The following is a 22,502-nucleotide window of genomic DNA, read 5'->3' as shown; positions in this document are numbered from 1 at the left end:
TATACTCCGATTAGTTAGGTTTAACTATAGAATCAAAGGTATACTTGCCATCATCTATTTTCATCATTACAGCTGATTTTTGAGGATTATTATTTTCATCGAATGAGAAATCTCCTGTGATACCCTCGAAATTTATAGCCTTGATAGCAGCTATCCTATCTTCATTTGAATCAGACTTACTAGCTTCAAATCCGTCTTTGATTATATAAACACTATCATAACCTAGGGCTGAAAAGGCTGTAGGGTCTTCACCGTATTTTTCCCTATAAGTGTCTATGAATTTTTTAACTTCAGGGTCAGTATCTTCTATACTAAAATGATTTGCAAAATAAGCATCTTGAATAATATCATAGCTTGACTCATCCATGGTCTTTAGGATACCATCCCAACCATCTCCACCTAAGAAAGTAGCCTCTATATTGGCTTCTCTTGCTTGAGGGGTTATAAGTGATAATTTTTCGTAATATTCTGGCAATAATAGGACATCAGGCTTAGCACCAGCAATAGTTGTAAGTTGGGCCTTGAAGTCTGTATCATTTTCCCCATAAGACTCATTGGCAACTATTTCTATACCTAGTTCCTTGGCCTTCTCCTCAAAGGCATCGGCTATTCCTGTAGAATAATCGCTTGAAGAATTTTGTAAGATTGCTGCAGTTTTGGCATTTAATGTTTCCTTAGCAAAGGTTGCAACAACAGATCCTAGATATGGATTTGTATAGCAAGCCCTAAATACATTGGCCTTGCCTTCAGTTATGTTGATATCAGCTCCTGTTGGTGTAACTAAAGGTATTCCATCAGCGACAGATGCTTCAGCTATTGCTTGGGTTGGTGCTGATGTATTGGTTCCTATAATAGCTTCTGCTCCATTTTCTACAAGTTTATGATAGCTTGATACAGTATCAGTAAGATCTCCCTTATCATCTAGGGATTCAAAGTCTATTTGTTTACCACCTATACCACCATTGGCATTAATTTCTTCAACAGCCATCTTTACACCATTTAGGGTAGAAACTCCATAATTGGAATATTGGCCAGTAGTTGGGAAGGTTGATCCAATTTTTACTGTGTCCTTATCTGCACTTTCTTCGCTAGTATTTTCGTTAGAGCCACATCCAGCAAAAAATACGCTCGCCATAGCTACCATCATTATAAATTTCTTTTTCATATTTTCCTCCTAAATTTTAGGTAGAAAAAACCCTCCGTCTTTTCTACCAATAGTAGAAGAGACGAAGGGGTATTATAATCATAAATAAATTTTACCTGCTCCGCGGTACCACTCTTCTTCATCAAACGATGCTCTCAATTCATTTAATGAATAACTCTATAACAGGAGTACCTGGCTACATCTACTAATCTTTCAATGCGCTGCTCCGTGGCTAGTTCTAAGATATGTCCCGACATTTTCCACCAACCAATACCTCTCTATATGGGCGAAGTATCTTATAATATTCCACTTCTTAGCATTTATATTCATACTATATACCTAATTATCTATTTGTCAATACAATCATGAAAAAAAATTAATATTTTTTTTGATACGACAATTAGAAAAATCATTAAAACCTACTCAATTAGCCTAAAATTATAATTATCTATCTAAAATTTTTATAATATTCCCAATCAACTTTGGGTATATATTATTAAGGAACTATTTTAGGGGGGAGCTTATGAGTAAACTTAGTGATACGATAATTGTATACTTGAAGGAAAATAATTTGGACCTATCTGACCTTAAGGATCTATTGAAGAAGACGGAGATAGAAGTCCTTGATGACTTGCTTGATTATGACAAAAAATATGTTATCAAGAAGAGCGGTAATATAGAGGAGTATGACCCAGCTAAGATAGAGAGGTCTATTAGAAATGCCACCCATACATCCAAGCAAATACTTAACTCTTCAGATATAGATATAATTATGGTAGATCTTTTTAAGAAACTTGATGGCCTTGATAGGAAGATTTATAGGACCTCTGAAATAAAAGAATTTGTAGGAGAGGCCCTTCTAGATGAAGGCTACAATCTTGTATATGAAAACTACCTATCCTATATAGAAGAGGACTAGATGAATATAAAGATTATTTGTGTAGGAAAGATTAAAGAAAAATTTTATAAGCAGGCTATAGGGGAGTACCTCAAAAGGCTTACTGTATTTAGCAAGGTTGAGATAGTGGAAGTTAATGATGAGAAGGCCCCCGAGGACCTATCATATAAGGAGCTTAGTGATGTAAAGGAAAAAGAAGGAGAGAGGATCTTATCTAAAATAAAAGATGATTCCCTAGTTATAACCCTAGAGATTGGTGGCAGGGAGATGGATTCGCTTGACTTTGCAGACCTTATAAAAGATGAGATGGTAAATGGCTTTGGCAGGGACCTGGTCTTTGTAATAGGTGGGTCCAACGGACTTGGTGAAAATGTCCTAAAGAGATCCGATAAGTCCCTATCCTTTGGCAAGATGACCTACCCCCACCAACTCATGAGGGTTATATTGACCGAGCAGATTTATAGGGCCTTTATGATAATTAATAACCGTACATACCATAAGTAAAGGAGTTTATATGGACAAATTTTTGATACTAGTAGCAGATGGAAATGAAACTATAGAGATCTTGACAGTTTATGATTATTTGAAAAGATCAGATGTTCCTGTAGACCTAGTTTCTACAGAAGATAGCCTTGAACTTGTAACATCCCATGGACTATCCTACAAGGCAGATTTCTTGTTTGATGAGATAAATCCTGATGATTATTTTGGCGTATATATACCAGGAGGTACCAACGGGGCCATAGCCCTTAGGGATAATGATAGGGTAATAAATCTAGTGAAGGACTTTGATGATAAGGACAAAATCATTGCAGCTATTTGTGCAGGTCCAATAGTCCTAAACAAGGCAGGAGTCCTAGAGGATAAGAGGGCAACATCTCACCCAGTAGTAAAAGATGAGATGGATAGGGTAGGATCCTATGTAGAAGATGAATTTGTCGTAACAGATGGCAATATTACAACATCTAGGGGAGCAGCCCTAACTAACTACCTAGCTCTAAGACTTGTTGAAATCATAAAGGGTGAGAAGGCTAAGGAAGAGCTTAAGCCTAAGATTATGCAGTCTGGAGTAGAGGACTATTATTCTTTCAAATTTTAATATAAAAAGCTTCTTGCAGGTTTCTCTAGATTATTCTAGACTCCTCCAAGAAGCTATTTTTATTTGCTATTTTTTTGTAAAGCTTCCTTTATTGCATCATTTAACATATTTTTGTAGGCATCATAGGCATCCATATGACCATAGAAGTGAACCTGATCGTTACCCTCGTAATACTCTGGATGGGCAAGGGATTCCTTTTCCCAATCCATTAGGCTAATGAAGTCATATTCTTTAGCGATTTTTTCCATAGCTACACTTACAGGATGTGGACTAGGGTACCTTCCATCATAGCAAGTAACGAGGATTAGTCTCTTTCCTTCAGGTAGAGCCTCTACTATATTTTTGAGGCTAGTATATGGATCTTCTACTGAATTTGTTCCAAGGGCCATAACTACTATATCACCTAGTCTGCCTTCATTTTCCATATTCCTTATTAGCTCTGCTCCAACTTCTAGCTGTCGAGATTTTTCGGCATTTATACTTAAATTACTGATATTTTCTTCTAGATACTCACTAGGACCAAGAATGATAGAATCTCCTATAGCTGTAATATTCATTTGGGATATCTTACCTTCCAACTCTTTGTCTGTTTTTGCTAGAAGCTCATCTAAGGACTTCTTATCCTTTCTTATAGTACTTATATCGTGGTTTAATGACTTAACCCATATATCCTTCTCCAAAGAAACCATATCCTCACTAGCGTAAGCCACTCCTCCTGCCACTGCAAAGGCAAAGGCAAAAGATACTGCAACTGTTCCTATTCTAGTCTTAGCCTTCGGATCGAAAGTGATTCCTAGACTAGCTATCCTAACTTTCTTACCTACAAAAAGAGGATCAAAGATATAATATTCCATCATAACCCATATACTACTTCCAATGATTGTGAGGATTATGGCAGTCAATGTCCCAAAATGCCCTGATGCTATCACATAGATAGGCCAGTGGATGAGGTAGATTGGATAAGTAAATCGTGCCGCCTTACTTATCATAGGATGCTCTTTTCTTCTCCTGTTGGAATAAGCTGTAAGAATGCCAAGGCCAGTCATAATATCAACTAGAGGAAATGCCAAGATATATGTTAGGTCATTGTCATAAGAAAGACCCAGGGACATAAGTAAGATTATTATTCCTAGTCCATAGGTAAATTTCTTGTAGGGGATTTGCCTAAAGGAGAACCTCCTTACAAAGCAAGCCACCATGGCTCCCATAAAAAATGAAGAAAACCTAGTAAAGTCCGAAAAGTAGACAAAGGACCTCTGACCTCCTACAAGGGTCATTCCTATTGTTAAAAGACTGGTAAGAGCGTAGAGAGCCAAATTTATTAGCAAGAAATAATTAGAAAAGGTCTTTATTCTATTTTCTGCCTTACCCATAAGCCTATATAGAAAATTTATGACCAAGGGCCAGATTAAATAAAAATGGACCTCTATGGCCAAAAACCAAGTATGGACAAAGAGGTGGTCCACAAATTGGGCCTCATAAGAGCCTCCACTTAGAATCTCGTAGTAGTTGGTAGTAAAAGAAAAGCTTGCCAAAAACTGGTCAAAGTAATCTACCGTGTAGTCCTTATTTATAAAAATCGCAAGAACTGATATCGTAAGGAGCATAAAGAAAAGTCCAGGGAAAATCCTTAGAAACCTCTTCTTGTAGTAGCCTCCTAGGTCTAGGCTAGAAGATTCGTAAATCTCACCCAACAAGTGGAAGGTTACCAAAAAGCCAGATAGGACAAACATTATATTTACACCAATAAAGCCTCCTGGAAGAAATTTCCTAAATATATGATAAAGTAAAATTATACCTATTCCATATAGACGGATTATACTTAGTCCATTAATTTTCTCTTTTTTCATCTACTTGCTCCCACTTATCCTTGTCTTTGACAAAAATCCTACCGTCGTTATATTTGATATAGGTATCCTTGCCCTTTCTCATATAATAATAATTATCGCCTATAAAAACTCCATCACCTTTTATAAGACCATCTTCAAAATTACCCTTATAAAGGCCATCTTTGGTTAAAAGAGATCCTTGACCTTGAAACTTCTTTCTTTCCATTTGACCAGTATAAGTCAGATCATCATTTAGCTTATAGTCTTTAACAGTAGATGATCTCCCCCTTAAAAGAAAAATAATAGCAAAAGCCACCATAACTAAGTAAGCTTTGCCAAGATTTTTTATAAATTTATCATAATCCATCCTATACTTCCCTCAAAAATCCATCTACATCTTCTTCGCTTGTTCTAAAGGTAGTAACAAGCCTTGCGATTTTTTTCTCGTCCCTAGCTCCAGTAATTTCAAATTCAGCAATCTCTTGCCAATGACTAAGATCTTTTTCATCCAAGAGTACAAAGACTTGGTTGGACTCGAAGGGATAGGCGAGGTCATAGCCCTTAGCAACTAGGCCCTGGCTAAGTTTCTTTGCCATCTCGAAGGCCTTCCTAGATCCTCTTAGGTAGAAGTCCTCTTCAGAAAATACCCTCTCCCACATAATCCCAGAGATAAAGCCCTTGGCGAGCATGGCTCCCTTTTGCTTCTCTAGGTTAAGGAAGTCCTTCTTTAGCTCATCATTTACTATAACTAAGGCCTCGCCAAAGAGAAAGCCTGCCTTAGTACCACCCAGGTAAAAAATATCACATAAGGAAGTTAAATCAGCTAATCCATAGTCGCACTTATCACTGGCGAGGGCTGCTGCAATCCTTGCTCCGTCTATAAACAAATACATATCGTGAGTCTTGCAGAAGTCATAGATTTCACTTAGCTCTTCCTTCTTATAGACTTCTCCAAGCTCTGTTGTATTTGATATATAGACCTTCTTAGGGTGGGTAACATATTCGCTGTCAAAGTCAAAGAGTTTTTCTTCCAAGTCCTTCCTACTAAGTTTACCTGTAGGAGAAGAAATTAGCTCTATTTTAACTCCTGTAGCTTCGATTGATCCTGCCTCATGACCCTTGATATGGCCAGACTCTAGGGCAAGGATCGAATCTTGCTGGCGCATCCCACAAGTAAGGCCTAGGATATTGGCACTAGTCCCACCTGGCACAAACCTTATAAGGACATCTTTATTTCTTAGAGCCTTCTTTATCAAGACCCTGGCTTTTTCGCTATGATCATCAAATCCGTAGCCTATATTTTTTTCATTTAGACAATCTCTAAAGGCATCTAAAATTTCTTTATAGCAAATTGAATTATAATCATTTACAAAAAAATACATACTTCACCTCTAGGATTTATTATAATATATTTCGATAGATAGTAAAGCTATATGAAAAATTTTGCCCAGGAGGGGAAAGAAGAGAAAAAATAAAAATTTATTGATAATGATATTGATTATTATTTTAATATGTGATATTATTATCATATAGAAAGATATTTTTAGTTATATTTAAATATATTTAAAAAATAAATGCGCATTTATATGGAGTTAATATGTTACTAACATTTTTTGATGAAGGAAGCGAACTAGAGATAGAAGATATCAAGGGCAAGGAAGATATTAGAAAGCATCTTGCAAGCCTTGGCTTTATCAAGGGCCAAAGGTTTAAGATCTACAAGAAGGACGGGGATAATTTTATCCTCCTCAAGGATTCTAGTAGGATAGCGATAAGCTTTGACCTTGCCAGAAGAATACATGTAAAGGAGATAAGATGAAAACACTCAATGAAATATCTGTAGGCTCATCTGTAAAGATAGTTAAGGTAAGTGGAGATATGCCTACCAAAAGAAGGCTCATGGATATGGGTCTTACCAAAAACACAGAAGTTAATGTAGTTAAACTCGCCCCACTAGGCGATCCTATAGAACTTAGAGTCAGAGGCTATGACCTATCTATAAGAAAAGACGATGCTAAACACATAGGAGTAGAAGAATTATGAGAGTTGCACTAGCAGGAAACCCCAACTCAGGCAAGACTACCCTCTTTAATGCCCTAACAGGAGCAAACCAAAGAGTAGGAAACTGGCCTGGAGTTACAGTAGACAAAAAAGAAGGAATACTTAAGGGACACAAGGAAGTAATAATCGAAGACCTACCAGGAATTTATTCCTTATCACCATATACCAGCGAAGAAATTATTGCCAGAAATTATTTATTAGAAGATAGACCAGACCTTATTATAAACTTGGTAGACGCTTCCAATTTGATGAGGAACCTATACCTTACAAGTCAGCTCTTGGAATTAAATATCCCAATGATAATAGCCCTAAATATGACAGACATAGTTGAGGCTAGGGGAGATAAGATCGATGTAAAGGCCCTAAGCAAATCCCTAAACTTACCTATAATCGAAATAGTTGCAAGCAAGGGCAAGGGTATAGACAAATTAAAAGCAGAAATCCTCAAGGTAAATCCAAAAGTCGGCCAGGCATTTAACTTTGATAATAAGCTTGAAAAAAATATTAGAGAAATCGAAGCAAGTTTTGATGGGAAGGTTAGCCCTAGACTTACAAGATTTTTTGCCATAAAGGCTTTTGAAGAAGACAATGAACTTATTTATAAATTTGCTGGGAATAGACTTAGCCAAGATGACTCAAAAAACATTGCAAAAATTAGAAAAGAAAGCGAAGAATACTTTGATGATGACTGCCAATCAATCATAAGCTCAGCTAGGTATGACGCAATAGAAGAAATTACAAGCTCAGTACTAACTAAGGCAGCACCAAAGCAATCCCTAACTGACAAGATAGACAAGGTAGTTACATCAAAGATCTGGGGCCTACCTATCTTTGCAATAGTCATGTTCTTGGTATACTTCCTATCAGTTTATTCAAACTCACCAGGAACCCTAGCCACAGACTTTGCCAACGGACTCTTTGAAGAGAGAATAATCCCAGGGGCAGCTTACTTCCTAGATAGTATTAATGTAAATCCTCTTGTAGCAGGACTTGTAACAGATGGAATACTAGCAGGTGTTGGAGCAGTCCTAGGATTTATTCCACAAATGATGGTACTCTTTGCCCTACTTTCAATCCTTGAAGATATAGGATATATGTCAAGAGTTGCATTTGTTATGGATAGGCTATTTAGAAAATTTGGACTATCAGGAAAATCATTCATACCAGCCATGATAGCTACAGGTTGTGCAGTACCAGGTATCCAAGCATCTAGAACTATAGAATCAGAAAGAGATAAGAAGATTACTATAATGACAGCATCCTTCATGCCTTGCTCAGCAAAACTTCCTGTTATATCCCTAATAGCTGGAGCATTCTTCCCAGAGCATAGAACTGTAATGTCCTTCTCCTTTTATATCATAGGAATACTAGCCATTATAACTTCAGGCATAATCCTAAAGAAATTTAAGGAACTAAAAGAAGATCCAGCACCATTTATCATGGAACTACCAGAATACCATATGCCTAGACCTAAGCAAGTCCTAAGGGATGTACTCTTTAAGACCAAGGCCTACATCAAGAGAGCAGGTACAATAATCCTCCTCTCAACAGTAGTAATCTACATCCTATCTAACTTTAGCTTTAACCTCCAACTAGTAGAAGGAGAAAGTCAAGGATCAATTCTAGGTCAAATAGGATCATTCATAGCACCAATCTTTGCCCCACTAGGCTTTGATAAGTGGGAAGCAGGAGTTGCTACAATCACAGGCTTTGTTGCCAAGGAGAACGTAGTAGCAACCTTGGGAGTAGTCCTAGGAGTAGGATCAGAAGTAACAGAAGAATCAACAAGCCTACTTGCAGCTATGGGAGGACTCCTACCAAGCCAACTAGCTGCTTACTCCTTCCTAATCTTCAATATGCTATGCATGCCATGCTTTGCAGCAGTAGGAGCAATCAGAACGGAGATGGGATCTAGAAAATGGACTTTGATAACTATAGCCTACCAAATGGGCTTTGCCTACCTAGTATCCCTAATAGTTTACCAACTAGGAAGATTCTTCCTATACGGAAGCTTCGACCTAGCTACACTAGCAGGCTTTGTAAGCCTAGCCTTCCTTATAATCATGCTCACAAGAAAAGCCGATACCCATAGGCAAAAAGCAAGCTTTGAAAAATCTATAGCTTAAAAAATTCTCGCCTCCTAGGAGGCGATCAGAGCGTCGACGAACCCACTAATAAATCGGGTTTATCGACGCTCTGACAAGATTTATATTAATCTTATATATGTCTAATGATTATTAACTCCTTGGGGTATAAATTCCCTAAGGAGTTTTTATGAAATATATTTATAAGGAAATTATTAAAGCAAATGGGGATGTCTTGAGGGGAGTATTAAATGCTCCCGATGACTTTGACCAAGGGAAAAAATATCCTCTGCTAATCTTCTTCCATGGACTTTTGGATGATAGGAATGGGATTAATTATATGTCAATCCAAGAATCCAAGTACCTCACTAGTGGGGGAGTTTTGACTCTGAGGTTTGATTTTTCTGCAACAGGGGAGAGTGATGGGTCTATCTTTGATCTGACCTTGACTAGACAAATAGAAGAAGGTTTTTTGATTTATGAGCTGGCAGAGAGTCTGCCCTTTGTTGATAGTGATAATATCTTCCTTAGGGCCCACTCCATGGGATCTGCTACTGGGATAAGTCTTGCAAGTAAGCTAAATCCTCGTGGTCTTATCCTCTATGGACCAGGGGTCTACTTTGATGGGGACCACAACGGACTCCTAAAGGAGCTAGGGGAGATAGAAAATGATCCTACAAGGACTGACAAGTCCCTCGATATAGGTGGCCTTAAGCTTTCTACTGCCCTCTATAAGGATTGTAAAAAGTATAATATCCTAGACCTAGCCGGCTCTTACCCTGGTCAAGTCCTCATAGTTAGGGGAGAAAAGGACAAGGTAATAAGAAGGGCAGATGTAGAAGACCTCCAAAATGCCTTTCCCCAAGCGAGATATATTGAAATAAAGGATACAGCCCACAACTTCACCAACGAAGAAAAAAGATTATATCTCTTTGACCAAACCTACAATTTTATAAAATCCACAATAAAAAAATAGGAGCGAACCCCTATTTCTTAAGTATCCTCATTGCCCAGAGGATGGATATTATAGATACACCCACATCTCCAAAGATAGACAGCCACATAGAGGCGTAGCCCATAAGGCCTAGGATGAGGATAAGAATCTTTACTGCTAGGATGAAGGTTATATTTTGCCTTACTGTCCTATTGGTTAGCCTTGTTATATCAAAGAGGGTGGCAAGCTTTGAGAAGTCTTTGCCAGTTATCAAAACATCACTGGCATCTATGGCTATATCGCTAGAAGTTTCTCCCATGGATATACCCACATCAGAATTTTTGAGGACTGGACCATCATTTATCCCATCACCCACAAAGACCAGGGCCTTGGCATCTGCCTTGGTCTTTCTCATGATGGCAAGCTTCTCATGGGGCTTGACCTCACTATAGAACTTACCTATGCCAAGTTTTTCTGCAATTTTACCTACATTTTCCTTTTGGTCTCCTGAGACTATGGCAATATTTTTAAACCTTTCTTTAAGTCTTCCTATAGTCTCACTCACATTAGTTCTTATCTCATCTTCTATAAGGACCTCACCAGCTATCCTTCCACCTATACTTATAAAGACTGACTTATTTCCTGACTTAGCCCCCACAAAAGCAGGCGACCCGACCTTGACCTCGGTACCTCCATAGGTCACACCGACCATGCCTGAGCCTAGGATATTTTCATAAGACTTAAAAATGTCAGATCTTATCTTTCTATCAAGCTCTCTTACTATAGCCTTCCCTATAATATGGGAAGACATGGACTCAAGGGCCACCAGATAGTTTAGGACTTTTTCCCTATCAAAGCCTTCATATATTTCGATATTTCCAATCTTAAAGTCCCCAGTAGTTATAGTTCCAGTCTTATCAAGAAGTAAAGTATCAGCCTTATCAAGCTTTTCAAAAAACTCACTCCCCTTAATAAGAATTCCCTCACGACTAGCCTGACCCAGACCCGCTATAAAGGATAGGGGAACTGACAGTACCAAGGCACATGGACATGATAAGACCAAGAAGGTCGCAGCCCTAAAGAGGGAGAAGTTGAGGGGCTTATCCATAAAGGCTGGTGGAATTACTGCGATAAGGATGGCAAGACCTACCACTATTGGTGTATAGACCCTGGCAAAGCGGGATACAAATCTCTCAGACTTGGACTTAGAGCTTGCACTATCTTCGATTAGCTCGATTATCTTTGCTGCGTAGGAAGAATCATAGTCCTTCGTAGCCCTTATCTTAATAATCCCTTCACTTACTATAGACGAAGAAAGAACCTCATCATCTGCCCCTACTATCTGACCCAGGCTCTCCCCAGTAATGGATGAGGCATCCACCATGGCCTTTCCTTCTAGGACCTCGCCATCTACTCCGACCTTCTCTCCCTCACATACTAGGAGGATATCGCCAACTTCTACATCATAGATGTCCCTTTCTTCTATAGACCCATCAGGGAGGATGACACTCGCTGTCTCTGGCACTAGGTCGACTAGGGAGGCTATCTCCTCTCTGGACTTCGCTGTTGCCATATCCTCAAATAGCTCGCCAAAAGAATAAAAAATTATAACGGCGACAGCCTCAAAGTATTCCCCTAGGAAAAAGGCAGTTATGGTAGCGAGTGCCATAAGGAAATTCTCATCCATATAGGACCTACGGACTATCCCCATAAAGGCCCTATAGAGAATCTCCCTACCACTATAGAGGTAGATAAGGAGGAAGGCCCACTTCCTGAGATCTCCCAGAAAGAAGAAACGCCCCATAAGAAAGATAGATAGGGCAAGGAGACTAACTATAATTATCTCATAGAGCCTATGCCTATGCTCTTCACTCATATTCCTAAACATAGCTACTTCCTTACTATCTTGCTACCTGGCTCTATCTTATCTGCTATTTGGTTAGACTCATCTATTATCCTATCGAGCGTAGCCCCTTCTGCCAATTCTAGCTTGATACTTTGGGTAAAGTAAGACACATTAGCATCGAGGACACCCTCTAAGTTCTTAATCCTATCTTCTATTTTGTTGGCACAATTAGCGCACCTTAATCCTTCAAACTTAAATCTTTTTTTCATACCTTCTCCTTTATGTGGCAAAGTCCTGTTTCCATAATTATCTTGATATGCCTATCAGCAAGGTCGTAGACCATATTTTTACCATCTCGCCTGGCCCTCACCAAATCCTTATCCCTAAGATAAGAAAGCTGGTGGGAGATGGCTGAATGGCTCATACCAAGCTTTTGGGCAATCTCCTTGACACTAATCTCTCCTCCATAGAGGGTAATGAGGATCTTGATCCTAGTAGGATCGGCAAAGACCTTAAAAAAATCTGCCATATCATATAGAACTTCGCTCTCCAAATTTATTTTAAATTCACTCATGAATGACTCCTCATATGAATTGCTATTCATATATTACAACAAAAATTTTACCTTGTCAATAACTTTTTGGTAAAATCGTCCTACATTGAAAATGATGCAAAGATTAGTATATTTTTAATACAAGATTACTAGGAATTACAAATCATATATGTATATATAAAACATATATTTATATATAAAGAAAGAAGTTTTAATGGAATTCAAATTACATTCATCATACAAACCAACGGGTGATCAGCCCCAAGCTATAGAAAAATTATCTCAAGGCCTTAAGGAGGGAAAGAAGAGCCAAATCCTTAGGGGAGTTACAGGCTCTGGTAAGACCTTCACCATGGCAAATATCATAAGCGAGGTCCAAAGGCCTACCCTAGTCCTTGCCCACAACAAGACCCTAGCCTACCAGCTCTTTACAGAATTTAAGGAGTTTTTCCCAGAAAATGCTGTCGAGTTCTTCGTATCTTATTACGACTACTACCAACCAGAAGCCTATGTAGCTGCGACAGATACCTACATAGCTAAGGACTCATCCATGAACGATGAGATAGACAAGATGCGCCACAGTGCCACCATGGCACTTTTTGAAAGAAAAGATGTCATAATCGTTGCAAGTGTATCCTGCATTTACGGCTTGGGTGATCCTATAGAATACAAGCACCTGGTAGTCTCCCTTCGTCCTGGTCAAGAGATTTCCCCAGAAGACGTTATGAGAAAACTTATAGACATCCAATATGTAAGAAATGATGTCGACTTCACTAGGGGGACCTTCAGACGTAGGGGGGATATCTTAGACATCTTCCCAGCAGGCTTTGACCAAAAGGCCATAAGGGTAGAATTCTTCGGAGATGAGATTGAAGAGATTTCAGAATTTGACTCCCTCACAGGCAAGGTCTTATCCCATATAAGCCATGGCTATATCTACCCTGCCAGCCACTACGCTACATCTAGCGAGAAGGTGGACAAGGCTGTAGTAACTATAGAAAAGGAACTGGAAGAAACCCTAGATATTTTTAATAAGGAAAATAAGCTCCTAGAGGCCCAAAGACTTGAACAAAGAACCAAGTACGACCTTGAAATGCTTAAGGAAATCGGCTACTGCTCTGGTATAGAAAACTACTCCAGACACCTAAGCCAAAGAGAGCCTGGGTCCCGTCCCTACACCCTAATTGACTACTTCCCAGACGACTTCATACTCATGGTAGACGAATCCCACGTTACCATTCCCCAAGTAGGAGGTATGTATGAGGGAGATAGGTCAAGGAAACAAAACCTAGTAGACTATGGCTTTAGACTACCATCAGCCTTAGACAATAGGCCTCTCAAGTTTGACGAATTCGAGGGCCTTATCAACCAAGCCATCTACGTATCAGCCACCCCTGGTCCTTACGAGATGGAAAAGACCTCTGGCAATCTTGTAGAGCAAATCATAAGACCAACAGGCCTCCTAGACCCAACTATCGAGGTTAGACCAACAGAGAACCAAATTGATGACCTAATAGAAGAAATCCACAAAACCATAGATAGGGGGGATAGGATCTTGGTCACAACCCTCACCAAGCGTATGGCAGAAGACCTCACCACCTACCTAACAGAAGCAGGTATCAAGGTGAGATACCTCCACTCTGATGTAAAGACCATCGAGAGAAGCGAAATAATTAGAGAGCTAAGACTGGGAGAATTTGATGTCCTAGTCGGTATCAACCTCCTTCGTGAGGGCTTAGACATACCAGAAGTATCCCTCATAGCAATCCTCGATGCAGACAAGGAAGGCTTCTTAAGGTCTGAGACCTCCCTCATCCAAACCATAGGAAGAGCAGCGAGAAACTCAGAGGGTAGGGTAATCATGTACGGCGATAGGATAACCAAATCCATGCAAAAGGCCATAGACGAAACAGGCCGCCGTAGGTCCATCCAAACAGCCTACAACCAAAAAAACGGCATAACCCCTACCACCATCAAAAAAGACGTAGCAGAGATAATCCAAATCACCAAGAAAAACGACCAAGAAGAAGTCCAAGAATTTAGTAAGGAAGACCTAGGAGCTATCCTCATCAACATGGAAAGCGAAATGTATAAGGCAGCTGAAGAATTGGACTTCGAGAGAGCAGCCAACCTGCGTGACCAAATAGCCAAGATGAAAAAAGACTTTGGAGGCGATATAAATTGACAGAACATAAGATAGTTATAAAGGGAGCTAGGACCAACAACTTAAAAAACATCGACCTAACCCTCCCTCGTGACAAGATGATAGTATTCACAGGCTTATCGGGTTCAGGCAAGTCCACCCTTGCCTTTGATACCATCTATGCAGAAGGACAGAGAAAATACGTAGAGTCCCTCTCATCCTACGCTAGGCAATTCCTAGGTAACATTGACAAGCCTGATGTCGACTCCATAGAGGGCCTATCCCCATCTATATCTATCGACCAAAAAACAACCAACAGGAACCCTAGATCTACTGTAGCCACTGTTACCGAAATCTACGATTACTATAGACTCCTCTTTGCAAGGATTGGCGATGCCTACTGCCCAGTCTGTGGCAAGCCTATAGAGGCCCAAACCATAGATCAAATGGTAGATAGAATTAAGGAATTAGAAGATAAGACTAGGATTCAAATCCTAGCCCCAGTCATCCGAGGCAAGAAGGGCACCCACAAAAAGGCCCTAGCCAACATCCAAAAACAAGGCTATGTCAGAGTCATGATAGATGGAGACAGATACGACCTAGACGAAGACATTGACCTCAACAAGAACCAAAAACACGACATATCAGTCCTAGTAGATAGGATAGTCATCAAGGAAGGTATCGACTCAAGACTGGCTGACTCCATAGAAACAGCCCTAGGCCTCGCAGATGGTCAGCTCATAGTCAACGTTATAGACGGAGAAGACATACTCCTCTCATCAAGACTCGCCTGCCCTGATGGCCACGTATCCCTGCCAGAAATCACCCCAAATATGTTCTCCTTCAACTCTCCCCTTGGTATGTGCCCAGACTGTAACGGTCTTGGCTTTCACCTAGAGGCAGACAAGGACCTCATCATCCCCAACTACAAGCTATCCATAAACCAAGGGGCTATCGACCCCTATGCCACAGCATCCAAGAGAACCTACTACTACGAAATCATAAGAGCCCTATCCGATCACTACGACTTCGACTATGACACCCCCCTCAAGGAGGCACCAGAGGAATTAATCCACGATATCCTCTATGGAACTGACTATGATATAGCCGTAACCTTCGATTCCCGTTACTCTGGTCGCAAGAAATACAAGGGCAAGTTTGAAGGAGCTATCAGAAACATATCCGATAGGTTCAACAGAGCATCATCCGACTCCCAAAAGAAAAGACTCGGCCAATACCTTAGCGAGATTGAATGCCACACCTGCCATGGGGATAGACTAAAAGACGAAGTCCTTGCCATCAAGGTAGGAGGAGTAAACATAGCAGAGCTAACTAGGCTCTCCGTAGCCAAGTCCGTAGACTTCTTTGACAAGCTCGAATTATCTCCAATGAAGGCCCAGATAGCAGAACTTATCATCAGAGAAATCAAGGCCAGACTAAGCTTCCTCAAGGACGTGGGCCTTGACTACCTAACCCTAAACAGGTCAGCAGGTACCCTATCAGGTGGGGAGAGCCAGAGAATAAGACTTGCTACCCAGATAGGATCAGGCCTTGTAGGAGTATCCTACGTCCTCGATGAGCCTTCCATTGGCCTTCACCAAAGGGACAATGATAAGCTAATCAAATCCCTAAGAAACCTAACCGACATAGGCAACACCCTCATCATAGTAGAGCATGACGAAGACACCATGAGGGCAGCCGACTACCTAGTAGACATTGGCCCAAGAGCCGGAATAAATGGGGGAGAGATAGTAGCAGCCGGTAGCCTAGATGATATCATCAAGACCCCAGAGTCCATCACAGGAGCCTACCTCTCAGGCAAGAAACAAATCCCAGTACCCAAGGAAAGACGCACATCCGATACCTTCATAGAGATAAAGGGGGCTAGGGTCAACAACCTCAAAAACATAGACGTCAAGATTCCATTAGGCACACTCACCACAGTAACAGGAGTGTCAGGCTCAGGCAAGTCCTCACTAGTCAACGAAATCCTCTACAAGCAAGCCACCAAGACCATAAACAGGGCGAGGATAAGACCGGGAGACCATGACGATATCCTAGGACTTGACCAAATAGACAAGGTCATAGCCATAGACCAATCCCCTATAGGCAGGACTCCAAGATCTAACCCTGCCACCTACACCAAGGTCTTCGACTCCATAAGAGATGTCTTTGCCATGACCAACGAAGCTAAGATGAAGGGCTACGACAAGGGTAGATTCTCCTTCAACGTCAAGGGTGGTAGGTGCGAAGCCTGCAAGGGAGATGGAACTATCAAGGTCGACATGATGTTCCTCCCTGATGTCTACGTCCCATGCGAAGTCTGCCATGGCAAGAGATACAACAGAGAGACCCTCGAAGTAAAATACAAGGGCAAGGACATATCCGACATCCTCGATATGACAGTAGAAGAAGGCATAGAATTCTTCCAAAACCATCCTACCATAGTGAGAAAACTCCAAACCCTCTACGATGTAGGCCTTGGCTACATCAAAATAGGCCAACCATCCACCGAACTATCAGGAGGAGAAGCCCAAAGAGTCAAACTCGCCACAGAACTTGCCAAGGTCTCCACAGGCCAAACTCTCTACATCCTAGACGAACCAACCACAGGCCTCCACACAGCAGACGTCCACAAACTAATCGAAGTCTTAAACAGACTCGTAGACCAAAACAACACCGTAGTCATCATAGAACACAACCTAGACGTAATCAAAGTCTCAGACTACATCATAGACCTAGGACCAGAAGGAGGAGACGGAGGAGGAAACGTCGTAGCAACAGGGACACCAGAACAAATAGCTACAACCAAAACTTCCTACACAGGCCAATACCTCAAAAACCTACTCTAAAAAGAAAATATTAAAAATTACCATCTGCCAGAACCTAGCCCCACCGAATTAAACAGGGGAAATGAACCATCCGGCCACAAAAACTCCCCTACCAGGACCTGGTGCAAAACCATAAATAAACATCGTCCCATCCTTATAAGATTCTCTTAGACAATTGGAGGCAAGCCCGCCGGCTCTATGAGGCAAGCTCGCTGGCTCGATGAGGCTAGCCTGCCGGCTCGATGAGGCTAGCCTGCCGGCTCGTGGAGGTTTCTAAGGATTTTGCGACGATTTATTCATTCTCCAACAGTCCCTTCGCCCTATATAATTTCTATAATTTTTTTGCAAATCCCTTGCAAAAATAATAACTTAGAGATATATTAAAAATATAAATTGTTAACCATTACTAAAAAGCAAATAAATAACAAAGATAAATAAAATATTCAAGGATAAACCATAGAAAGGAAAAAATAATGCAACTAAACATATCAACCGACTATGCCCTTAGAATAATCATTTACCTCTCTAAGCAAGACGACCTTGTTACAAGTGAACAAATAGCCGAGAATACTGCTACAGACCAAAACTTTATCATGCGTATCCTTAGAAGAATGAACAAGGCTGGTATAGTAGAAATAGTTAGAGGAAAGGACGGAGGCTACCGTCTAATCAAAGACCCAACAGAGATCTCCCTCTTCGAAGTATTTAATATCATGGAGCCAACTATGAACATCAACCAATGCTTAGATGACAAACACAACTGCTCTCTCAAAGCATACGATACCTGTCCAATTAGGTCTTTCTACCTCAAATTTCAAGAAGAATTCGAAAATACTCTCAAGGGAGTATCTATCCACGACCTCAAAACCAAACAGACAGGCGAATTATTAAAAAGTTAATAATACCATACAAAAAATAAAGCCCCTAGCAGACGGATTAATATTATCCCGAAACTAGGGGTTTTCCACATAAACAAGCCATCTAACCACTATCCATATACCAAAAGTGATAGGCAAATATAATTTTAAAATAACTTCTGTAAATTTAGACATAAAATCTTCATAATTTTTCCTAAATTACTTTTAATACTAAAACCTATCTAAATCAGAACATAATAACCAATCTCTATCAGTAATGCTCCTAACCATTTCTTTCGTTAAATTGTTTATTGTCTAGCATAACTTATTCACTACATCAGATAATGAATTAAAGAGTTCATTCTTAAAACCAATAGATCTTATCTGGTTGCATATTTATTTGGGTTCATTTCTGGTGTGGATGGTGGTATGGGCATTATTTCTATGTTTTATGGTATTTTAAGACAGTTTGCTTTATGACATATTGGTCTATCACATCCTAATAGCATGTTGTCATTTTTGTACTATTTTGATAATTCTTTTATAAAGGAGCTTACAAAACAAATTAAATAATATATAAATATTTATAGGAAAATAAAAATACCGGAGCTATTAACTAACTCCGGTATCAATATTTTATAAAATTAATTGTCCTAATAGATTAAGATAATCTATCTATTATTTTCTTTTCTTGCTAACTGCTAGACCTGCTGAAGCTGCTGCTAAGATGCTTGCTACTCCGATAGATCCTACAACACCTGTCTTAGGGTTGTTTGATTTAGCTACTGCAACCTTTTTAGTTTCAGTTTTGCTAGTATCTTCTTTAGTTGCCTTTGTGTCTTCTTTTACATCTTCCACCATTGATTTAACTTTTTCAGGATTTTTTGCAATGGTTTCTCTTGCTTTGTCATCATCTGCAGTAATTACAGTTTTTGTTCCATCTTCATGAGTAACTGTTATAGAATCTTTTATTTCTATAGCATTGCCTGGATTGTCTGTTAGGTCTTGGTAGCTTGTATCTTCTCCGCCTTCTCCTACTACGATGTTCTCTGAATCTTCTGAACCGCTTGTTAGGTCTTGGTAGCTTGTATCTTCTCCGCCTTCTCCTACTACGATGTTCTCTGAATCTTCTGAACCGCTTGTTAGATCTTGGTAGCTTGTGTCATTTCCGCCTTCTCCTACTACGATGTTCTCTGAATCTTCTGAACCACTTGTTAGATCTGCGTAGCTAAAGTCATCTTCATCTTCTTCTGCTGAAGTTACTACACTGTCTGTATGTGCTCCTATAACTTCCTTAACGTAAGCTTCTATTCCTTCTATTGTATTAGCTTTGTCTATATATTTTGCATAGAAATCTGATTCTATTCCTGCTGCTTTTAGAGCTTTTTTTGCTTTTTCTTTCGCTGCTTCTAGCTTTCTAGATGCTTCTAATTTTTCTGCATATTCACTTTGATAATCTAAGTTATCTGGAATATCACCTACACTACCTTCATATGGTGCTTTGTCTTCTTCTGTTGTTGTTTCTGCATTAATGTCTTCTTCTGCCTTTACCTCAGTAGGTGATACTAGAAGTGCATATCCTAGCATACAAGATACTAAACCTACAGAAAGTTTTCTAGTTGCATATTTAGGATTTTTGTTAGAATTTTCAACTTCTTTTTTTTCAATTACCTTTTTCAAATTTTCTTTGTTAGTCATAATAACTCCTCTTTAATTTTATTTTATTGTTAGTAATACAACTCAAATAAGGTAAAGATTCTAGTCCCCACCTATTTACTATAATCATATCTTATTTCAACAAATAATTCAATACTGTATTATGATATTTTTTATACATTTAGACTTATTACCTTAAAAAAGCCAATTTATCTAAAATAAGTTTGTTTTTTTGTAAATTGTAGATTTAAATCTGCTACTAGACAAATAAGTAAGGGAAAATCGCTTATGCAACTAAACATATCGACTGACTATGCCCTAAGAATAATCCTGTACCTGTCTAATAAAGAATTTCTGCACCAAATTCCAACAAGAACTCGAATATACCCTTAGGGGCATATCAATAAGTGACCTAAGATAGGAAGAAAAACAAGTATAATTATAGAAAATAACACTAGAAAAGCTTATACTTTTAAATAGGATATCATATGGGACACGGGATTCTTACAAATAGGCAAAACTAATATATATAACAAAAGTTATCCTAACATATAAAAGTACCATAATACCAATAAGATTACTTGATTTATTAATTATAATATGGTATTATGTAGAAAAGTTGTACGTTACAATTTTATTTGTAAAAATATTCTCCATATATAAATAATTGTAACGGGGGGGGGGGGGGTAATATAAAATTCAAAAATAAAATACCTAGAAAGACTTGCTTATAAAGCCAAATAATAGCTAATCAATTAAAACAAACTGATAGTGTTTATTATTAATTGTATCCAATAATATACACTACCTCACGAAAACTAGAAAACAGAGAAATAATATTACTAGGAGAGGAAATGGATAAATATTTAGAATTAATAAAACAAAAAAAAGAAAAATCATCTAATAGAAAACCCAAATATGCAACCAGAAAGCTATCTATTGGACTAGTATCATGTATGTTAGGATTCCTAATATTCTCTAGCGAACCAGTAGCATTTGCAGAAGAAGAACCAGCAGCGAATATAACTGATGAATCAGCGGAAACTCCTGAAGAATTTGAAGAAAAAAATTTAGGTAGTGGCGAAGAAAACGAAAAATCTGAAAATTTGAATACAGGCGTTACAGGTCCAGAGACCACTCCTGTACCAACTGTTAGCACCGATACTGTAGAAACAACAACAGAGGAAGCTGATAATATATATCTTGCAAAATCTAAGGAAATTGCTATAGCAAAAATTAATGAATTAGGATTAGGTGATAAAGCAACTGAATTCATTGATAGAGTAAATGATGCTAATGATTTTGACACATTAGAAGCTATAGTAGAAGAAGCTAAAAAAGCAAGCGAAGAAAAATTAGCTGAGCCTACTGATACAGGGGATCAATCTCTTTCAGATACTCCAGATGAAAAAGAAGTAATTGGAAAAATAGTTGTATATGAAAGAAAAGAAAACGGCAAAATAGAACGCCTAACTAGTGAAGAAATTGAACAAACTAATATAGATTTAAGCCAAAGTGGAGTAGAACTGGAAAAAACAATTGAAGCTCAAAATTGGTTTTCTTTCGTAAGTGAAAAATCAGAAAATAATCAATATGAATATAGCATAACTACAAATACGGGTTATCACATAGTAATGGAAGATGTAGAATTACCACCATCTTTAGCAACATATGCTAAGCAAATAACAACAAATAATGGTACACTAACATTAATGGAAGGAACACAAACATATTTCTTAGTTGTTGAAAAAGACAAAGCACCATATGAAGAGAGTATAGGTGATATTCCAGATAACTTAGATTATCAAAAAGAATATGCAGAAAAATTAGAAGCATCTAGAAATCTAGAAGAAACAGAAGAATATATAGTAAGATATGTTCTAAGAGATAAAGATGGAAAAGAACTAAAAGAACTTCAAACAGAAACATGGACAAACTGGGAAGCAATGGAACAAGCTTCAGTAGCAACAGCAAATACATTCAAAGAAACATATGGAAACTTTGATGTAGAAGCAACAGATAAAGGTCTAACATATGTTTATACAGAAGAAGACAAAGCACCATATGAAGGTAGTATAGGTGACATTCCAGATAACTTAGATTATCAAAGCGAATATGCAGAAAAATTAGAAGCAACTAGAAAACTAGAAGCAGCTAAAGAAGAAGCAAAAAAAGCCTTAGATGAAGCAGGAATAGAATCAGATTACTTCGATAAATATATAGACAGTGCAAAAACAATAGAAGGCTTAGAAGCATATGTAAAAGAAGTAATAGCATCTCACGAAGCAACAGAAGCAGACAAAGCACCATATGAAGGTAGTGTAGGTGATATTCCAGAGAACTTAGATTATCAAAGCGAATATGCAGAAAAATTAGAAGCATCTAGAAAGCTAGAAGAAGCAAAAGAAAAAGCCAAAAAAGCTCTAAAAGCAGCAGGAATAGAATCTGATTTCTATGCAAAATATATAGACAAAGCTAATACAATAGAAGGAATAGAAGCATACGTTAAGGAAGTTATAGGAGCACATACAGACAGTGTAGTAACTTCAGCAGAAGAAGATGACTTC

Annotated in this window: 19 protein-coding genes and 1 other annotated feature; of the genes, 11 read left to right on the top strand and 8 right to left on the bottom strand. The window is 38.8% G+C overall.

The genetic code is table 11. The features are described 5' to 3' along the window. Nucleotides 1-10 precede the first annotated feature (10 nt). Nucleotides 11-1,165: an ABC transporter substrate-binding protein gene (locus MUN42_RS07940; protein WP_243344177.1), complete on the bottom strand. Its 1,155-nt coding sequence runs from the start codon at nt 1,163-1,165 to the stop codon at nt 11-13. 54 nt (nt 1,166-1,219) lie between these two features. Beyond that, nucleotides 1,220-1,468, bottom strand: a binding site (T-box leader). Between the two features lie 199 nt (nt 1,469-1,667). On the opposite strand from MUN42_RS07940, the gene MUN42_RS07935 reads away from it, so the two are divergent. From MUN42_RS07935 to MUN42_RS07925, 3 genes are read left to right on the top strand one after another with little or no spacing between them, the layout of a single operon-like run. Further along, a complete protein-coding gene (locus MUN42_RS07935; protein ID WP_243344176.1) occupies nt 1,668-2,063 on the top strand; it encodes an ATP cone domain-containing protein in 396 nt (131 codons plus the stop codon). Continuing rightward, nucleotides 2,064-2,546: a 23S rRNA (pseudouridine(1915)-N(3))-methyltransferase RlmH gene (rlmH, locus tag MUN42_RS07930; protein WP_243344175.1), complete on the top strand. Its 483-nt coding sequence runs from the start codon at nt 2,064-2,066 to the stop codon at nt 2,544-2,546. Between the two features lie 10 nt (nt 2,547-2,556). Beyond that, on the top strand, nt 2,557-3,141 hold the full coding sequence (locus MUN42_RS07925) for a DJ-1 family glyoxalase III (protein WP_243344174.1): 585 nt from the start codon (nt 2,557-2,559) through the stop codon (nt 3,139-3,141). A gap of 59 nt (nt 3,142-3,200) precedes the next feature. Here MUN42_RS07925 and MUN42_RS07920 read toward each other — a convergent pair whose 3' ends face one another. From MUN42_RS07920 to MUN42_RS07910, 3 genes are read right to left on the bottom strand one after another with little or no spacing between them, the layout of a single operon-like run. After that, nucleotides 3,201-4,991 (bottom strand): acyltransferase family protein, encoded by a 1,791-nt coding sequence (locus MUN42_RS07920; RefSeq protein ID WP_243344173.1) that lies wholly within the window; start codon nt 4,989-4,991, stop codon nt 3,201-3,203. Then, complete coding sequence (locus MUN42_RS07915) at nt 4,972-5,337, bottom strand: hypothetical protein (protein WP_243344172.1); 366 nt, start codon at nt 5,335-5,337, stop codon at nt 4,972-4,974. The genes MUN42_RS07920 and MUN42_RS07915 overlap by 20 nt, the downstream gene beginning before the upstream one ends. A gap of 1 nt (nt 5,338) precedes the next feature. After that, nucleotides 5,339-6,352 carry a beta-eliminating lyase-related protein gene (locus MUN42_RS07910; protein ID WP_243344171.1) on the bottom strand — a complete coding sequence of 338 codons (1,014 nt, stop codon included), beginning with the start codon at nt 6,350-6,352 and terminating at the stop codon, nt 5,339-5,341. A 215-nt stretch (nt 6,353-6,567) separates the two neighbouring features. On the opposite strand from MUN42_RS07910, the gene MUN42_RS07905 reads away from it, so the two are divergent. The 4 genes from MUN42_RS07905 (at nt 6,568) to MUN42_RS07890 (ending at nt 10,091) form a co-directional block, all read left to right on the top strand. Further along, a complete protein-coding gene (locus MUN42_RS07905) occupies nt 6,568-6,789 on the top strand; it encodes a FeoA family protein (RefSeq protein WP_243344170.1) in 222 nt (73 codons plus the stop codon). Further along, entirely contained in the window at nt 6,786-7,013 is a 228-nt protein-coding gene (locus MUN42_RS07900; RefSeq protein WP_243344169.1) for a ferrous iron transport protein A, read from the top strand. The genes MUN42_RS07905 and MUN42_RS07900 overlap by 4 nt, the downstream gene beginning before the upstream one ends. After that, nucleotides 7,010-9,157, top strand: a complete 2,148-nt coding sequence (gene feoB / locus MUN42_RS07895; protein WP_243344168.1) for a ferrous iron transport protein B — start codon at nt 7,010-7,012, stop codon at nt 9,155-9,157. Before MUN42_RS07900 ends, feoB begins: the two co-directional genes overlap by 4 nt. Before the next feature lie 148 nt (nt 9,158-9,305). After that, entirely contained in the window at nt 9,306-10,091 is a 786-nt protein-coding gene (locus MUN42_RS07890; protein ID WP_243344167.1) for an alpha/beta hydrolase, read from the top strand. Between the two features lie 10 nt (nt 10,092-10,101). On the opposite strand, the gene MUN42_RS07885 is transcribed toward MUN42_RS07890, so the two are convergent. Genes MUN42_RS07885 through MUN42_RS07875 form a run of 3 tightly spaced genes read right to left on the bottom strand, consistent with a single transcriptional unit; the run spans nt 10,102 to nt 12,469 of the window. Beyond that, nucleotides 10,102-11,937 (bottom strand): heavy metal translocating P-type ATPase, encoded by a 1,836-nt coding sequence (locus tag MUN42_RS07885; RefSeq protein WP_243344166.1) that lies wholly within the window; start codon nt 11,935-11,937, stop codon nt 10,102-10,104. A 2-nt stretch (nt 11,938-11,939) separates the two neighbouring features. After that, on the bottom strand, nt 11,940-12,164 hold the full coding sequence (locus MUN42_RS07880) for a heavy metal-associated domain-containing protein (protein ID WP_243344165.1): 225 nt from the start codon (nt 12,162-12,164) through the stop codon (nt 11,940-11,942). Beyond that, on the bottom strand, nt 12,161-12,469 hold the full coding sequence (locus MUN42_RS07875; protein ID WP_243344164.1) for a metalloregulator ArsR/SmtB family transcription factor: 309 nt from the start codon (nt 12,467-12,469) through the stop codon (nt 12,161-12,163). The genes MUN42_RS07880 and MUN42_RS07875 overlap by 4 nt, the downstream gene beginning before the upstream one ends. A 193-nt stretch (nt 12,470-12,662) precedes the next feature. Here MUN42_RS07875 and uvrB point away from each other — a divergent pair, with 193 nt between their 5' ends. From uvrB to MUN42_RS07860, 3 genes are all read left to right on the top strand, one after another. Further along, nucleotides 12,663-14,633, top strand: a complete 1,971-nt coding sequence (uvrB, locus tag MUN42_RS07870; RefSeq protein WP_243344163.1) for an excinuclease ABC subunit UvrB — start codon at nt 12,663-12,665, stop codon at nt 14,631-14,633. Next, nucleotides 14,630-17,443 (top strand): excinuclease ABC subunit UvrA, encoded by a 2,814-nt coding sequence (gene uvrA, locus MUN42_RS07865; RefSeq protein ID WP_243344162.1) that lies wholly within the window; start codon nt 14,630-14,632, stop codon nt 17,441-17,443. Before uvrB ends, uvrA begins: the two co-directional genes overlap by 4 nt. A gap of 452 nt (nt 17,444-17,895) precedes the next feature. Next, the gene (locus tag MUN42_RS07860; RefSeq protein WP_243344161.1) at nt 17,896-18,321 is read left to right on the top strand and encodes an Rrf2 family transcriptional regulator; all 426 of its coding nucleotides are present in this window, start codon (nt 17,896-17,898) and stop codon (nt 18,319-18,321) included. 636 nt (nt 18,322-18,957) lie between these two features. Here the strand turns inward: MUN42_RS07860 and MUN42_RS07855 are convergent. Beyond that, a complete protein-coding gene (locus tag MUN42_RS07855; RefSeq protein WP_243344160.1) occupies nt 18,958-19,977 on the bottom strand; it encodes an albumin-binding GA domain-containing protein in 1,020 nt (339 codons plus the stop codon). A gap of 812 nt (nt 19,978-20,789) precedes the next feature. On the opposite strand from MUN42_RS07855, the gene MUN42_RS07850 reads away from it, so the two are divergent. After that, nucleotides 20,790-22,502: albumin-binding GA domain-containing protein (locus tag MUN42_RS07850; RefSeq protein ID WP_243344158.1), on the top strand; the 1,713-nt coding region annotated here is incomplete at its 3' end.

This window comes from Anaerococcus sp. AGMB09787 (genome assembly GCF_022808955.1).
Taxonomy (GTDB): domain Bacteria; phylum Bacillota; class Clostridia; order Tissierellales; family Peptoniphilaceae; genus Anaerococcus.
This window is presented reverse-complemented; position numbering and strand designations above follow the sequence as displayed.